Source organism: Paenirhodobacter hankyongi (assembly GCF_003664585.1).
GTDB lineage: Bacteria > Pseudomonadota > Alphaproteobacteria > Rhodobacterales > Rhodobacteraceae > Rhodobacter > Rhodobacter hankyongi.
Window position 1 is genome coordinate 225,372 of record NZ_RCHI01000001.1, and the last position, 15,981, is coordinate 241,352.

Genomic DNA, 15,981 nt, shown 5'->3' on the forward strand with positions numbered 1-15,981 from the left:
CTGCGAAAGTAGGCCAATAGCTGTATAAATTTTAATCAAATGCCCCGTGTTCGCGCTTAATTCCGGGGTACGGGTGCTTTGACACCGGGGCGCCGCTTCCGCTCGCCGAAACCGCTCCTTAAGGTTTGAGCAAGGCCGGAGGAATCAACGCGCCATGACTGACTTCTTCAACGAAATGTATGACGCCGGAAAAGTCCGCGAGCCCTATGCACGGCTCGAGGACTGGACCAAGGCGATGCCCGCCGAATTGCGGCACCTGAAACAGGCCGAGGCGGAGGCACTCTTCCGCCGCATCGGCATCACCTTCGCGGTCTATGGCGAAGGTGGCGACCCGGATCGGCTGATCCCCTTCGACATGTTCCCGCGCGTCTTCACCCAGTTCGAATGGCGCCGGCTGGAAAAGGGCATCAAGCAGCGCGCCCGCGCGCTCAACGCCTTCCTGCTCGACGTCTACGGGCGCGGCGAAATCGTCAAGGCGGGCAAGATCCCGGCGCGGCTGGTCTATCAGAACGAGGCCTACGAGCGCGCCGTCTCTGGCTTCACCCCGCCGCGCGGCATCTACAGCCATATCGTCGGCATCGACATCGTGCGCACCGGCGCGGACGAGTTCTTCGTGCTGGAAGACAATTGCCGCACCCCGTCGGGCGTCAGCTACATGCTGGAAAACCGCGAGATCATGATGCGGATGTTCCCGCAGATCTTCCGCGAGAACCGGATCGAGCCGGTCGATGGCTATGCCGACGCGCTGCGCCGGACGCTGGCCTCGGTCGCCCCGGCGAAGTGCGACCGGGAGCCCACGATCGCGATCCTCACGCCGGGCCATTTCAACTCGGCCTATTACGAGCACAGCTTCCTCGCCGACCTGATGGGGGTCGAGCTGGTCGAGGGCGCCGATCTCTTCGTCGAGGGCGGCTTTTGCTGGATGCGCACGACCGAGGGGCCGAAGAAGCTCGACGTGATCTATCGCCGCCTTGACGACGCCTTCCTCGACCCGCTGTGCTTCCGCCCGGACAGCATGCTGGGCGTGCCCGGGCTGATGGATGTCTACCGCTCGGGCGGGGTGACGATCTGCTCGGCGCCGGGGGCCGGGGTGGCCGACGACAAGGCGATCTACACCTATGTGCCGGACATGGTGCGCTTCTACCTCGGCGAGGAGCCGCTGTTGAACAACGTGCCCACCTGGAAATGCGCCAAGGACGACGATTGCAAATATGTCCTCGAGCATCTGGGCGATCTGGTGGTGAAGGAGGTGCACGGCTCGGGCGGCTACGGCATGCTGGTCGGGCCGAAGTCGACCAAGGAGCAGATCGAGACCTTCCGCATCAAGATCACGGAAAATCCCGACAATTACATCGCACAGCCGACGCTGGCGCTGTCGACCACGCCGACCTTCGTCGAGGAGGGCATCGCGCCGCGGCACGTCGATCTGCGGCCCTATTGCCTTGTCGGCGAGAAGATCGAACTGGTGCCGGGCGGGCTGACCCGCGTGGCGCTGAAGGAGGGCTCGCTGGTCGTCAACTCGTCGCAGGGCGGCGGGGTCAAGGACACCTGGGTGCTGGCGGAGTGACGACAAGATGCTGAGCCGGACTGCGGAAAACCTGTTCTGGATCGCGCGCTACATCGAGCGGGCGGAAACCATGGCGCGCCTGCTCGAGGTGGGCGCAAGGATCGCGCTGATGCCCTCGGCGGGGCATGGCTATCGAAGCGAGTGGGAGAGCCTCTTGCAGGCCTCGGGCACGGCCGAGGGCTTTGCCGAGAAATACGGCGACCCGGTGCAGCGCAACATCGAGAGCTATCTGTTCTTCGACCGCGACAACCCGTCCTCGGTGGTCAGCTGCATCGAGCGGGCGCGCGAAAATGCGCGCATCGTGCGCACCGCGCTGACCGCGCAGGTCTGGGACGCGCTCAACATGGCGTTCCAGGAGATGCGCCAGCTCGAGCGCAAGGCACGCTCCGAACTGGAGCTGACCGAACTCACCGAATGGGTGATGCGGCAGGCGGCGATGATCCGCGGCGCGATCGAGGCGACGCTGCTGCGCAACGACGGCTACAACTTCCTGAACCTCGGTTTCGCGCTCGAACGCGCCGACAACACCGCGCGGCTGATCGACGTGAAATATTACGTCCTTCTGCCGAGCGTCGATTTCGTCGGTTCCGGGCTCGACAACTATCAGTGGCAGACATTGCTGCGCGCGATGTCGGCGCAGCGCGCCTTCCACTGGGCCTATGGCGGCGACATCACGTCGAAGAAGATCGCGCATTTCCTGATCCTGAACCGGCAGACGCCGCGCTCGCTGATCACCGCCACGACCTCGGCGATGGAGCATCTCGACGATCTCGCCCATGCCTATCACAAGTCCGGCCCGGCACAGATGCGCGCCCGCGCGCTGGTGGGCGAGCTGGCCGAGACCACCGTCGAGGAGATCTTCGAGGAAGGTCTGCACGAGTTCCTGACCCGCTTCATCCGCGACATCGGCGAGCTCTCGAACATGGTCTACAACGCGTATCTGAGCGGAGAGGCGAGATGATCCTGACGGTCAACCACGTGACCACCTACCGCTATGACGCGCCGATGCGCGCGGCGGTGCAGTCGCTGCGGCTGTTTCCGTCGCGCTTCGACGGTCAGCGGGCGATCCGCTGGGATGTGACGGTCGAGGGCGGCACCCGCGGCGGTTCGTTCCGCGACGGCGCGGGTGACAAGGTCGAAGGCTGGTCGATGCGCGGCCCGGTGAGCGAGGTGTCGATCGCCGTCTCGGGGCAGGTCGAGACCATCGACATGGCGGGGGTGCTGCGCGGCCACCGCGAGCTGGTGCCGCCCTTCGCCTATCTGCGCGAGACGGTGGCGACCTGGATCGACGACGCGATCGAGACGCTGGCGCAGGAGGCTGCGGCGGGTGCCGATGACGCGCTCGACCGCGCCCACCGGCTGAGCGCGGCGGTGGCCGGGGCGATCACCTATGCGCCGGGGGTGACCCATGCGCATACCACCGCGGCAGAGGCGCTCGATCTGGGCGAGGGGGTCTGTCAGGACCATGCGCATGCGCTGATCGCCTGCGCGCGCGCCCTCGACATGCCGGCGCGCTATGTCTCGGGCTATCTCTACGCCCGCGACGACGGCGTGCCGCACGAGGCCAGCCACGCCTGGGCCGAGATCTGGGTCGAGGGCATCGGCTGGATCGGCTTCGACGCGGCGAACGGCTGCTGCCCGGACGAGCGCTACATCCGGCTCGGCTCGGGGCTCGACGCGCGCGAGGCGGCGCCGGTCAAGGGTGTCGCCATGGGCGCGGGCGAGGAGAAGCTCGACGTCACCGTTGCTCTTGACGCGATCCAGCAATAGAAGGGTTCCCGGGCTTTTCCGGGGAAGAACATGACGTATTGCGTTGGCCTTCTGCTCGACGAGGGGATGGTGCTGCTGTCCGACACCCGCACCAACGCGGGGCTCGATAACATTGCCATCTATCGCAAGATGTTCGTCTTCGAGGAGCCGGGCGAGCGCGTCGTCGCCATCCTGACCGCGGGCTCGCTCTCGGTCACGCAGACGACGATGGCGCGGCTGCACGAGGCGGTCGACGACCACGAGGCGACCTCGGAAACCTCGATCATGCTGGCGCCGACGATGCTGAAAGTGGCCGAGATCGTCGGCAACACGCTGTCGTCCGTGCGTCAGGACATCGACAGCAAGATGGAGGCGTCGAAGGTCTCGACCGCGGCCTCGATGATCGTCGCGGGTCAGCGCAAGGGCGGCGCGATGCGGATGTTCCTGATCTATCCGGAAGGGAACTTCATCGAGGCGACCGAGGACACGCCCTATCTGCAGATCGGCGAGCACAAATATGGCAAGCCGATCCTCGACCGCGTGGTGACGCCCGCAACCTCGCTTGACGACGCGCGCAAGGCGGTGCTGCTGTCGATGGACTCGACGCTGCGCTCGAACCTATCGGTGGGCATGCCGCTCGATTTCGCGGTGATCGCGAAGGATGCCTGCCGCGTCACCACGCGCCGCCGGATCGAGAAGAAGGACCCGGATTTCGCCCGCATGTCCGAGGCCTGGTCCGAGGCGCTGCGCGAGGGCTTCACCCGCATCGAGATCTGAGCCCCGGGGCCGGGGGCTCAGGCGCGTGCGAAGGTCTCGGCCACCGCGTCAAAGAAGCGCGCGCGGGTGGCGGCGCCCTCCATCATCAGCTCGTGCTGGGCGCCCTCGAAGACCTCGAGCCGCCCTTTCGGCCAGCGTGCCATCCGCGCCGTCACCGCCGGGATGTCGATGATCCGCTCGGCGCCGCCGATCGCGGTCAGACAGGGCAGGTCGGGCGAGGCAAGCGCCGCCAGCGCCTCGCATTCCAGCACGCCCTGCGTCACCCAGTGCAGCGTCGGCCCGCCAAGGGCGAGCTCGGGCGCCTCGCCCAGATGGCCGACCATGAAGGCCCACATGCCGGGATCGGTGGTCAGCTTGTTGTCGAGGAAGGGCGCGCTCAGCACATAGGTGCCGGGGCCGGTGCCCGGGGCATAGCGTTCGGCAAGGGCGCTCGCGTCGAAGAGGCGGGAGATCTGCGGCCCGAAGGGGTGGATCAGCCGGGGCAGGCCGATGCCCCACATCGGCGCCGAGAAGGCCGCGGCCGAAAAGGGATGCACCCCCATCAGCGCCCGAAGCCCGATCGCGCCGCCCATCGAATGGCCGAGGATGAACCACGGCCGCGGCAGCTCGAGCGCGGTCGCCGCGGCGATCACCGCGGCCAGATCGCGCTGGAAGTCGGGGAAATGCGCGACATGCCCCTTCAGCGGGTCGTCGAGCGGCCGGTCAGCCAGCCCCTGGCCGCGCCAGTCGACGGCGAGCATCGCATAGCCGCGCGCGCCCAGATCGGTGGCCGCGGGGCCGTATTTCTCGACATATTCGGTGCGGCCGGGCAGCAGGAACACCGTGCCCTTCGCCGCCGCGGGCCCCGGCCACAGGCCGAGGCGGATGCGTGCCCCGTCCTCCGTGCGCAGCCAGACCGCGCGGCCGCCCTCGGGGCCGCGTGCCATCGCCGCATGGAACGGGGCCGTCTGCATCAGCTGAGCGCCGCGCCGAGCTGCATCGCGAGGCCCATCGAGCCGTCGATCTTCAGCTTGCCGGTCATGAAGGCCATCGTCGGGTTCACGTCGCCCTCGAGGATGCCGCGGAAGGTGTTGGCATCGGCGATCAGCGTCACATCGGCCTCGTCATCGCCCGCGCGCACGCCGTCGGCGTCGATGATGATACTGCCTTCGTCCTTGATGACGAATTTCGCCGTCGACGAGAAGCCGTTGGGCAGTTTCACGGCCAGCGCCGAAACCGCCTTGTCGATGATGTCGCTCATTGAGTTCCTCCGAAAGTGAACGCCGGGCTCTCGCTTTCTCCGGCGCTTGGGTTACAGTTTGGTATATGCGCGCGCTCCGGGCCACAAACAAATGTATCGTTGCGGCAGTTGCCGTAATCGTCAACTTCGCAGTTCCGGCCCATGCCGAGACGGCGGGTCTCGACCGGTCTTTCGCCGAACTGGCCGATCCGGACTATGCCGGCTGGAGCCGTGCGGAGTCGGACATCCGCCGCGCCTGGTCGCGCTCGGGCTCGGCGTCGATGGATCTGCTGCTCAAGCGCGGCGAGGAGGCGCTTGATTCGGGCGACACCACCGCAGCGATCGAGCATCTGACGGCACTCACCGATCACGCCCCCGATTTCGCCGAGGGCTGGAATGCGCGCGCGACGGCCTATGCGGGGGCAGGGCTCTTCGGCCCGGCGGTCGAGGATATCGCCCGCACGCTTGAACTCGAGCCGCGGCATTGGGAGGCGCTGGCCGGGCTGGGCGCGATTCTCGAGGAGATCGGCGACCAGCCCCGGGCGCTTGCCGCCTATCGCGCCTCTTTCACCTTGAACCCGCACCAGCAGGATGTGAAAGACGCTATCGCAAGGCTGGAAAAGGAGCTTGCGGGCGTCGCGCTGTGACGGCCGCGAGGGGGCAGGGGAAATGTCTGGGCGGATTACCGCGGTCCTCGGGCCGACCAACACCGGCAAGACGCATTACGCGATCGAGCGGATGCTGGCGCATCGCACCGGCGTCATCGGGCTGCCGCTGCGGCTTCTGGCGCGCGAGGTCTATGACCGGATCGTGACCGCGCGCGGCCCCTCGGTCGTGGCGCTGGTCACCGGCGAGGAGCGCATCGTGCCCGAGCGCGCGGCCTATTGGGTCGCGACCACCGAGGCGATGCCCGAGGTCGGCGCCGATTTCGTCGCCATCGACGAGATCCAGCTCTGCGCCGATCCAGAGCGCGGCCACGTCTTCACCGACCGGCTGTTGCACATGCGCGGGCTGCACGAGACGCTGTTCCTGGGCTCGGAAACGATGAAGGGGGCGATTGCCGCGCTGGTGCCGGGGGTGCAGTTCACCCGCCGCGAGCGGTTCTCGAAACTCAGCTGGGCAGGTTCGAAAAAGACAAGCCGGATGAAGCCGCGCAGCGCGATCGTCGGGTTTTCGGTTGAAAATGTCTATGCCATCGCGGAACTGCTGCGCCGTCAGAAGGGCGGGGCGGCGGTGGTGATGGGGGCGCTTTCGCCCCGCACGCGCAACGCGCAGGTGGCGCTCTATCAGTCGGGCGACGTCGATTACCTCGTGGCCACCGACGCCATCGGCATGGGGCTGAACCTCGACATCGAACATGTCGCCTTCTCCTCGATGGCGAAGTTCGACGGGCGCCGGATGCGCGCCCTGTTCCCGCACGAGATCGGCCAGATCGCCGGCCGCGCCGGGCGGCACACGATGGACGGCACCTTCGGCGTGACCGGCGAGGCAAGCCCGCCGCCGCCCGAGGTGATCGCCGCCGTCGAGGAGCACCGCTTCGCCCCGATCCAGCGGTTGCAATGGCGCAACCCGCGGCTTGAATTCGGCACGCCCGAGCGGCTGATCCGCTCGCTCGAGGAAAGCCCGCAGAACCAGTGGCTGACCCGCGGCCGCGAGGCGGACGACCTGCGCGCGCTGAAGGCGCTGGTCGAGATGCCCGAGATTTCCGGCCGGATCGGCCATCCGCATGACGTGCGCCTGCTGTGGGACGTCTGCCGCATCCCCGATTTCCGCTCGATTTCCGAGGCTGAACATGCCACGCTTCTGGCGCGCATTTTCGGCTTCCTGCGCGAGGGCAAGGGTGTGCCCTCGGACTGGCTTGCGGGCCAGATCTCGCGCATCGACAAGGTTCAGGGCGACATCGACACGCTGTCGAAACGGCTCGCCTTCATCCGCACCTGGACCTACGTGGCGCAACGCAAGGGCTGGGTCGATGACGAAACCCATTGGCGCGAGGAAACGCGCGCGGTAGAAGACCGCCTGTCGGATGCGCTGCACGGTGCGCTGACCCAACGATTTGTGGACCGGCGCACCTCTGTGCTGCTGCGCCGGCTCAAGCAGAAGGAGACCCTCGTGGCCGAGGTGAACGACAAGGGCGAAGTGACGGTCGAGGGCGAATTCGCCGGCCGTCTGGAAGGCTTCCGCTTCCGGCAGGACGCGACCACGTCGCCTGACGAGGCGAAGATGCTGGCGCGCGCCGCCTATGAGGCGCTGAAGCCCGAGTTCAGCCTGCGGGCGGACCGCTTCTACAACGCGCCCGACACCGAGATGGACTTCACCGAGCAGGGTGGCCTGATGTGGGGCGAGCTCGCGGTGGGCAAGCTGGTGAAGGGCTCCGACCCGATGAAGCCCTCGGTCGAGGCCTTCGTCGACGAGGAAGCGGGCGCCGATGTGGCCGAGAAGGTCAAGCGCCGCCTGCAGCATTTCATCGACCGCAAGGTCGCCGCGCTGTTCGAGCCGCTTCTGGCGATGAGCCGCGACGAGGCGCTGACGGGGCTTGCCCGCGGCTTCGCCTTCCGGCTGGTCGAGCATATGGGCATCCTGCCGCGCGAGGGCGTGGCCAACGAGGTCAAGGAGCTTGACCAGGACGCCCGCGGCCTGCTGCGCAAGCATGGCGTGCGCTTCGGCCAGTACACGATCTTCCAGCAGGCGCTGCTGAAGCCCGCGCCGACCCGGCTGCGGCTGGTTCTCGCTTCGCTTTGGGACGGGCTGCAGGAATTCCCCGAAAGCCCGCCTCCGGGCCTCGTGACGATCCCGCATATCGCCGAAGTCCCGGTCTCGGCCTACACGCTCTCGGGCTATCGCCCGGCGGGCAGCCGCGCCATCCGCATCGACATGCTTGAACGGCTGGCCGACCTGCTGCGCACGCAAGACACACGTGGCGGCTTCGAGGCGACGCCCGACATGCTGTCGATCACCGGCATGACGCTCGAGCAGTTCGCCGACCTGATGCAGGGGCTGGGCTATCGCGCCGAGAAGGGCGAACGGGCGAAGACCCGTCCCGTGGCCGAGCCGAAGCCGCCGGTCGAGGGCGCCGAGAACCCGATCCCGGAAGAGACCTCGCCGATTGCCGAGACCGAAGCCGAGGCAGAGGCTGCCGCGGCCGAGCCCGAGACCGAGGTGTTCTACACCTTCGCCTGGGCCCCGCGTCCGCGCCCGCAGCGCCCCGAGCGCGCCCCGCGTCGCGAGGGCGAGGGCGGTGGCAAGCCGCGCCGCGAGGGTGGCAAGCCCGAGTTCCGTGGCGACCGCGACGGCGCCAAGGGCGGCAAGCCGAAGGGCAAGGGCAAGCCGCACGGCAAGCCGCGCGACGAGGACAAGTCCCGCGCCTTCGAGGCCCGTCCGCCGAAGAAGGACAAGCCGATCGACCCGGACAACCCCTTCGCCGCCGCGCTGATGGGCTTCAAGAGCAAGCCCTGAGTGGACGACAGCCCGGATCGCATCCGCATCGACAAGTGGCTGTGGCACGCGCGTGTGGTGAAGACCCGCGCGCTTGCCGCCGAACTGGTGTCGAAGGGGCGGGTCCGGGTGAACGGCAACCGCACCGACAAGCCGGGCCGCGCCGTCGGCCCGGACGACGTTCTGACCATTGCGGTCGCCGGGCGGGTGCGGGTTCTGCGCGTCCTTGGCTGCGGCCTGCGCCGCGGCCCCGCGACCGAGGCGGCCGAGCTGTTCCTCGAGCTGGGCGAGGCCGGTGTTTCCCCGGCCGCCGAAACCGCGGAACGCCCGTCCTGACCCCGCGGCAAGAATGCCGCGGCCGGTCTTTCCGGTCCTCGCGCTCTTGATTGATCCGCACGGCAGGGCTAGGAAACGAAAAAAGCGCAAACGATCCGGGGTTTCTCCATGACCTATGTCGTCACCGACAACTGCATCGCCTGCAAGTACACCGACTGCGTCGAGGTCTGCCCGGTGGACTGCTTCTACGAGGGCGAGAACACGCTGGTGATCCACCCCGACGAATGCATCGACTGCGGCGTGTGCGAGCCCGAGTGTCCCGCTGACGCGATCCGCCCGGACACCGAGCCGGGGATGGAAAGCTGGGTCGAGCTGAACCGGAAATACGCCGAGATCTGGCCCGTCATCACCCAGAAGAAGGAACCGCTTCCCGATCACGAGAAGCACGACGGCGAGACCGGCAAGCTCGAGAAGTACTTCTCGCCGAATCCCGGCACCGGCGACTGATCGGGCGATTCCCCCGGGAGCGTCCGGGAACGGGGAGAGCACCCGATTCGGCTGGGTCAGGCCTGCTTCCCCAAGGGAAAGAATCGGATTTTTTACGGCCAAGGCCTTGAATCTGCGGCATCACGGTCTCGTGCTGTGCCGCAGCGCTTTGAAATGACCTTATTTTGTGCTACATTCCTGTGACAAGGAGTTCGACCCCCCAAACCTCGGCGGACCTGCTCGCCTGCCCGAGGCGTTTCTGGTGAGAGAAAATGACATCGCGGAGCTTCGGCGCCGGGGATGTTTTCTGCGCTGAAATCGGTGGGCGAAGGACCGGCTGCGAGGAAGCGACTGAATGACCAAGACCAAGAAGACCGAGTTTCGTCCGGACGATTTCGTTGTGTACCCTGCCCATGGCGTCGGCAAGATCATGTCGATCGAGGAGCAGGAGATTGCCGGTCTCCGGCTCGAGCTTTTCGTCATCTCCTTCGAGAAGGACAAGATGACCCTGCGCGTGCCCACCCACAAGGCGCTCGACATCGGCATGCGTGGCCTGTCGACCCCGGACGTGGTGTCGAGGGCGCTCGAAACCCTGAAGGGCAAGGCCAAGGTCAAGCGCGCGATGTGGTCGCGCCGGGCCCAGGAATACGAGCAGAAGATCAATTCGGGCGACCTGCTGTCGATCGCCGAGGTGGTGCGCGATCTGCACCGCGCCGATGACCAGCGCGAGCAGTCCTATTCCGAGCGTCAGCTCTACGAGGCGGCGCTGGAACGTCTGACCCGCGAGGTTGCGGCGGTCTCGGGCACCGACGAGGCGGGCGCGGCGAAGAAGGTCGACGACGTGCTCGTGGGCCGCGCGGCCTGAGCCTTCCCGACATGTCCTCACGACGGGCCCCCTTGCGGGGCCCGTTCGCGTTTCAGCCCTTGCTGTCGAGCGGCGTGGCGGGGGTGGCCTCGGGCTCCTCGCCCTTCTCCTCGCGCCGGGAAAAGCTTTTCAGCATCGCCGCTTCCAGCTCGGCGTTCAGCTCGCGGGTGCGCTGGATGTATTCGGGGTTCTGCTCGATCGGCACGCCGGGCTTCCAGGCCTGCGCCAGATCGCGCACCGCGGCGCGGTCGATCTTGAAGAAGATCTTCTCGAGCTCGGAGGCCTCGAACTCGTTCAGCCCGACGTTTTCCAGCACATAGCGCGCGGCGCGCAGCGACGAGTCGAAGAGCTCGCGCACGATGTCGTTGGCGCCGGCCTTGTAGAGCTCGAACACATGGATCCGGTCGCGGGCGCGGGCGATGATGTGCAGATCGGGCCGGACCGAGCGGGCATAGGCCACCAGCCGGTTCGCCGAGGCCTTGTCGTCAAGGCACACCACCAGCACCTGCGCCTTGGCCAGCCCCGCCGCCGCCAGCAGGTCGGGCCGCGTCGGATCGCCGAAATAGGCCTTGAAGCCGAAGGTGCGCATCAGCTGGATCGTCTTCAGATCGGCATCGAGCACCGTGGTGCGGAAGCCCGACATCGTCACCATCCGGTTCACCACCTGGCCGAAGCGGCCGACGCCGGCGATGATGATCGGCTGCTGCTCGTCGATCTCGTCGGCATCGGGGCCGTCGTCCTCGCGCCGCAACCGGCGCGCGAGCTGTTCGTTCAGGATGAACAGCAGCGGCGTGATCAGCATCGAGAGCGCGATCAGCACCAGCACCTTTTCCGCGACGGGCGTGGGCAGGATCCGCTGGCTGACCGCGAAGGAGACGAGGACGAAGCCGAACTCGCCCGCCTGCGCCAGGCCAAGGGTGAAGAGGCCGCGATCCGCCCCCTTCAGCCGGAAGATGCGGGCGAGCACGTAGAGCACCCCGGCCTTCACCGCCACCAGTGCGGCGACGAGGCCGATGATCTGGAACGGCTGGGCGGTGATCACCGCGAAATTGATGCCGGCGCCGACGGTGATGAAAAAGAGGCCCATCAGCAGGCCCTTGAACGGCTCGATGTCGCTTTCGAGCTCGTGCCGGAATTCGCTGTCGGCGAGAACCACGCCGGCAAGGAAGGTGCCAAGCGCCGGCGAGAGCCCCACGAGGCTCATCAGCGAGGCGATGCCCACAACGATCAGCAGCGCCATCGCGGTGTTGATCTCGCGCAGCCGTGCGCCATGCACGAAGCGGAAGACGGGCCGCACCAGATAGTGCCCGGCGATGATGATGAAGGCGACGGCGGCGAGCGTCATCAGCGTCACGCCCCAGCCCGGCATGCTGTCGATGAAGCGGCTGACCGGGTGATCGCCCGCCGCCTCGGCCTTGGCGACGGCGCGCGCGCCCGGCAGCGCCAGCAGCGGCAGCAGCGCCAGCATCGGGATCACCGCGATATCCTGCGTCAGCAGCACCGCGAAGGCCGAGCGCCCGCCCGCCGTCTGCATCAGCCGCTTCTCGTTCAGCGTCTGCAGCACGATCGCCGTCGAGGAGAGCGAGAAGATCATGCCAAGGGCCACCGCGACCGGCAGGGTCTGGCCGAAGGACAGCGTGAAGATCGTCACCAGCGCCATCGTCAGCAGCACCTGCAAGCCGCCCAGCCCCACCAGCTTGTCGCGCATCGCCCAGAGCGCGCGCGGTTCCAGCTCCAGCCCGATCAGGAACAGCATCATCACCACGCCGAATTCGGAGAAATGCTGCAGATCCGTCATCTCCGACCCCGACAGGCCCAGCACCGGCCCGATCAGGATGCCGGCGCAAAGGTATCCCAGCACCGAGCCCAGCCCCGCGCGGGTGGCCAGCGGCACCGCGATCACCATCGCGAATAGGTAAAGTGTGGCCTGAATCAGGAAGCCGGTCATGTGCGCGGGGACTCGTCAACTGGGCCGCGCGAAGCGGCCGGAGGAAAGGGGGAGGGTGAACGCGACAAGCCTAGAGCATCACGCCCCGGCGGCAAGGCAGAAACCGTCGTTTGTCGAAGCTGTTATCGCCCGTCAGCTGCCCTTGAGCATCTTCAGCATCAGGGTGCGGCTGCCCTTCTGATAGGTCAGCTGTCCGTCGCCAATGGCGGTGACCCTGCCGCCGTCGAGCCGGTCGCCGACCGAGACCTTGACGAAGCGGCCGTTCGGCATCCGGATCAGCGCGCGGCGATTGCCCGAGCCGCCGTAAACGCCGATCAGGTTCATCTCGCGCAGCGCCAGCGCGTTCTGCTCGGTCGCCTGTTTCGCCACCGAGGCCGAGGTCGGCATGTTGCGCGTCGGCATCGTCGGCTCGGGCTCGTCCAGCTCGACCAGCGGCTCGGGCGCGGTGGCCACGGTACGCCGCGGCGCGGGGGCGGCCTTCTGCGGGGCCGGAGCGGGGGCGGCGACCGGGGCGGGCGGAGCCACCACCACCGGCACCGGTGCCGCGGCGGCGATGACCGGCTCGGGTTCGGAGGCGATGGCAAGCGCGAGCGCCTGCTCGACCGAGGTCTTGAAGCTGCGCGGGCGGGCCGCGGGGCGGCGCGAGACCGAGACCGCCTGCGAGGTGGCATCGGCAACCGCCGCTGTGGCCGCCTTGGCCTCTGCTTCGGCCTTTGCCGCTTCGGCCTCGGCTGCGGCGGCGGCCATCTCGGCGCTGCGCTGCACGGCTGCCGGCCGGGCCGAGGGGCGTTGAGCGGCAAGGCGCAGCTCTTCGGCAGAGAGCGGCGCGGCCGGCGCGGCCACTGCGGTGTCGGGGGCCGGCGCGGGGGCCGGTGTCGGGGCCGGCTGCACGGCAGGCGCCGCGGCGGTGGCGGCGGTCTCGACACCCGCCGGCCGGGTCTTCGGCTTGAAGCGTTTCAGTGCCGGGTCAGCCCAGGGCAGGGCGGCGGCCGCCTCGGCGGCGATGGCGGCCTGCGTCACCGTCTCGGGGCGGGCGCGCGACGCGCGCGGCGGGCGGCCGGCGTAGAGGGTGAAGCCGCCCGGCGTCACCACGCCCTCGGGCGTCGGTTCGAAACTGTCGCCCGGCGTGACGCGGGCCAGATCCTCGAAGGGCGGCGGGGCAGCCGGGACGACGGGCTGGGCATCGGCCTGCGGCGCGGCAGGCGCGAGCACGGCGCCGGCCGGCGCGCCGGCCGCGGTCTCGGCCGCGGGGGGCGCCGCCGCGAGGGCGGCGTCGCCGGTGCCGGGTTCCGCGGGGGCGGCCTCCGGCGCGTCGGCGGCGGGTTCGGCGGGCAGCTGCGCGCTCGACAGCGTCGCGTCTGGGGCCACGGCATCCGGGGGCGCAGCGTCGGGGCCGACCGCGTCGCGTGCTGCGAGGGCATCCGGCGCGATGCCATCGGCCGCCATCTCGGGATCGGTGCCGGCAGGATCAGCGCCCGCAAGATCGCCATCGGCGGCCATGTCGCTTGCGGCTTCGTCCGCGGCGCTTGGCTGGGCGTCGCCATCGGCTGCCTGCATCTCGGGGGCGGTGTCGGCGGGAAGGTCGCTCGCCGCGGTTTCGGTGCTGACGGGGGGCTCCTCGGCCTGGCCGTCGATCGTGGGCGCAAGCGCTGTGTCGGTGCCGACCCGCGGCGCGGGCACATCGAGATACGAGGCCCAGATCGCCACCAGCCCGAGGAAGATCACCAGCGCGGCCACCAGCGTGACGCCCAGATGGCGCGGCTTGCCGCCGACCTCCTTGTGCCGGCGCGCGCCGAAGACCGTGGTCTCTGGCGGGGCGGGCGCGGGCTCGACCGGGGCGGGTTTCTTCTTCTCGATGCGCTGTGCCTTGCGCGGCGCGGCCAGGACGGGGGCGGCCTCCTCTTCGGGCAGGTCGAGCCCGGGGGCGGCGATCGCGGCGGTGCGCAGCGCGCCGCCCAGCGGGCGGGGCGGGGCCGCGCCGCGCGCGACGCCGGCGAGCGGCGGAACACGGGGCGACCGCTGGGCGGCGCCGGCCTTCGGCTCGGCAGCCTCGTTCTCGCTCTCGGCCGCGGTCTTCGCGTCCGCGTCGGGGGCGTCATCCGTTTCGGAGGCGCCGTTGGCGGCGTCCTCGACCGGGGCCGCTTGCGGTTCCGTGACGGCCTCGTCGGCCGTCTCGGCCGCTTCCGGGGCCTCTTCGGCACGGTTCTCTTCCGCGGGGGCGGAGGTGTCTTCAGTCGCCTCTGCCGTCGCGGCGACGGCATCCTCTGCCGCGGTGTCCGCGGCGGGGGTGTCCTCGGCGGGGGGGGCGATCTCGGCCGCCGTCATCTCGATCGCGCTCGCCTCGGCGGCGACAAGGGCCGCGGCAACCGCCAGCGTGTCGCTTTCGGCGGGGCCTTCCTCGGTCGCAAGCTCGGCCGCTTCCGCCTCGGGCACCGCGTCGAGCGGCGCGAGCGGGGCATCCGCGTCGGCCGGGGGCTCCTCGGCCGCGACCGGCGCATCGGCGTAGTCTTCCGCGTCGCCTTCGGTCGCGGGCCGGTCCGCGGGGGCAGGCGCCTCCTCGAGCGGCGCGTTCAGCGCGTGTTCGAGATCGGCAAGGGCCTCGGGATCGTCGATCTCATCATCGAGCTCGGGGCGGGGAGGCGCCTCCGCCGCAGATTCGGGGGGTGCCTCGGCGAGAGCGGCCTCGGCGACCGGCGGCTCGGGCGGAACGTCGGAGTCGGGTTGAACGTCGGAGGGGACATCGGCCGGCTCGGGAAAGGCCGTCTCGGCACTCTCTTCGGCAGGCGCTGCCTCGGTGCTTTCCGCCTCCGCGGCGACCACCTCGGGCTCGGCGACCGTGTCCATCGCGGGCGCCGTCTCCGTCTCCGTCTCCGTCTCCGTCTCCGTCGCAGGCTCCGCCTCGGCGGGCGCGATCATCTCCTCGACCGCGAGCGCCTCGGTCGCGATCCCGCTGTCCGGGGACGGCGTGTCCTCGAGCGGGGGGATCTCCTCAGCGGCAGGCGGCATCGGCGCTTCCGGGAGGGGGGCAACGGCTTCGGCCCCTTCCGCCATCAGGTCGAGCGGCGCGGCATGGGGGGCCGTGGCCAGCGGCACCGGGTCCTGGTCGCGATCCAGCCGCACGCCCTCGGGCAGGTGACGGCCGGCGACCGAGCTCAGCCCGAACCAGGGCTCGCCGGCGAAGTTGCCGGGGGCCGGGACGGCGACGAAGCCCACCGGGCAGAAGCCCCAGTCCTCGGCAAAGCTTTCCGCCTCGGCCAGGGTGTCGCGTGCCACGACCGCCACCTGCACCCGCTCGCCGCGGCCCGACCAGTCGAAGACCAGGTCGGGCACCTCGTAGGGCGTCATCCCCTCGAGCGCGGCGGTGATCTGGCGGCGGCGCATTGCGGGGCGCGGGCCGGGGGCGGCGATCTCGGCATAGAGGATCTGGCTTGCCGGGATGATCAGCTTGGTCAGCACGCCGGTTTCGGGGGCACGCGCCTCGGCCAGGCGGCGCATCCGGCCAAGTTCCTCGGCCAGATTCGGCGCATCGAGGCTGACTTCGCCCAGGATCTCCCAGCCGGTCGGGGTGCGGTGCAGCAGGCCGATGCCGTCATGCGATAGATTGAGCGCGAAGCTGGGTTTCATGACGGGGCTCTGGACATGCGGGACGGGCGCCGGAA

Annotated in this window: 13 protein-coding genes; 9 read left to right on the forward strand and 4 right to left on the reverse strand. The window is 69.1% G+C overall.

The features are described from left to right. Positions 1-154: 154 nt before the first annotated feature. From DYS74_RS01045 to DYS74_RS01060, 4 genes are read left to right on the forward strand one after another with little or no spacing between them, the layout of a single operon-like run. Positions 155-1,567 (forward strand): circularly permuted type 2 ATP-grasp protein, encoded by a 1,413-nt coding sequence (locus DYS74_RS01045; RefSeq protein ID WP_121530304.1) that lies wholly within the window; start codon positions 155-157, stop codon positions 1,565-1,567. A 7-nt stretch (positions 1,568-1,574) separates the two neighbouring features. Next, positions 1,575-2,528, forward strand: a complete 954-nt coding sequence (locus DYS74_RS01050; protein ID WP_121530305.1) for an alpha-E domain-containing protein — start codon at positions 1,575-1,577, stop codon at positions 2,526-2,528. Continuing rightward, positions 2,525-3,337: a transglutaminase family protein gene (locus DYS74_RS01055; RefSeq protein WP_121530306.1), complete on the forward strand. Its 813-nt coding sequence runs from the start codon at positions 2,525-2,527 to the stop codon at positions 3,335-3,337. Before DYS74_RS01050 ends, DYS74_RS01055 begins: the two co-directional genes overlap by 4 nt. 30 nt (positions 3,338-3,367) lie before the next feature. Next, a complete protein-coding gene (locus tag DYS74_RS01060) occupies positions 3,368-4,093 on the forward strand; it encodes a peptidase (RefSeq protein WP_121530307.1) in 726 nt (241 codons plus the stop codon). Between the two features lie 17 nt (positions 4,094-4,110). On the opposite strand, the gene DYS74_RS01065 is transcribed toward DYS74_RS01060, so the two are convergent. After that, a complete protein-coding gene (locus DYS74_RS01065) occupies positions 4,111-5,046 on the reverse strand; it encodes an alpha/beta fold hydrolase (RefSeq protein WP_121530308.1) in 936 nt (311 codons plus the stop codon). Continuing rightward, positions 5,046-5,333: an SCP2 sterol-binding domain-containing protein gene (locus tag DYS74_RS01070; RefSeq protein ID WP_121530309.1), complete on the reverse strand. Its 288-nt coding sequence runs from the start codon at positions 5,331-5,333 to the stop codon at positions 5,046-5,048. Before DYS74_RS01070 ends, DYS74_RS01065 begins: the two co-directional genes overlap by 1 nt. Before the next feature lie 65 nt (positions 5,334-5,398). Between DYS74_RS01070 and DYS74_RS01075 the strand changes: the two genes are divergently transcribed. From DYS74_RS01075 to DYS74_RS01095, 5 genes are all read left to right on the forward strand, one after another. Then, the gene (locus tag DYS74_RS01075) at positions 5,399-5,959 is read left to right on the forward strand and encodes a tetratricopeptide repeat protein (protein ID WP_121530310.1); all 561 of its coding nucleotides are present in this window, start codon (positions 5,399-5,401) and stop codon (positions 5,957-5,959) included. Between the two features lie 22 nt (positions 5,960-5,981). Then, entirely contained in the window at positions 5,982-8,768 is a 2,787-nt protein-coding gene (locus DYS74_RS01080; protein WP_121530311.1) for a helicase-related protein, read from the forward strand. Next, positions 8,769-9,083, forward strand: coding sequence for an RNA-binding S4 domain-containing protein (locus tag DYS74_RS01085; RefSeq protein WP_121530312.1), 315 nt, complete (start codon positions 8,769-8,771; stop codon positions 9,081-9,083). A 108-nt stretch (positions 9,084-9,191) separates the two neighbouring features. Continuing rightward, positions 9,192-9,530 (forward strand): ferredoxin FdxA, encoded by a 339-nt coding sequence (gene fdxA, locus DYS74_RS01090; protein ID WP_113901794.1) that lies wholly within the window; start codon positions 9,192-9,194, stop codon positions 9,528-9,530. A gap of 334 nt (positions 9,531-9,864) precedes the next feature. After that, entirely contained in the window at positions 9,865-10,374 is a 510-nt protein-coding gene (locus tag DYS74_RS01095) for a CarD family transcriptional regulator (protein WP_121530313.1), read from the forward strand. A 52-nt stretch (positions 10,375-10,426) separates the two neighbouring features. On the opposite strand, the gene DYS74_RS01100 is transcribed toward DYS74_RS01095, so the two are convergent. After that, positions 10,427-12,322, reverse strand: a complete 1,896-nt coding sequence (locus DYS74_RS01100) for a monovalent cation:proton antiporter-2 (CPA2) family protein (protein WP_121530314.1) — start codon at positions 12,320-12,322, stop codon at positions 10,427-10,429. A gap of 132 nt (positions 12,323-12,454) precedes the next feature. Further along, positions 12,455-15,946: a hypothetical protein gene (locus DYS74_RS18550; protein WP_183077423.1), complete on the reverse strand. Its 3,492-nt coding sequence runs from the start codon at positions 15,944-15,946 to the stop codon at positions 12,455-12,457. Between the last annotated feature and the right edge of the window lie 35 nt (positions 15,947-15,981).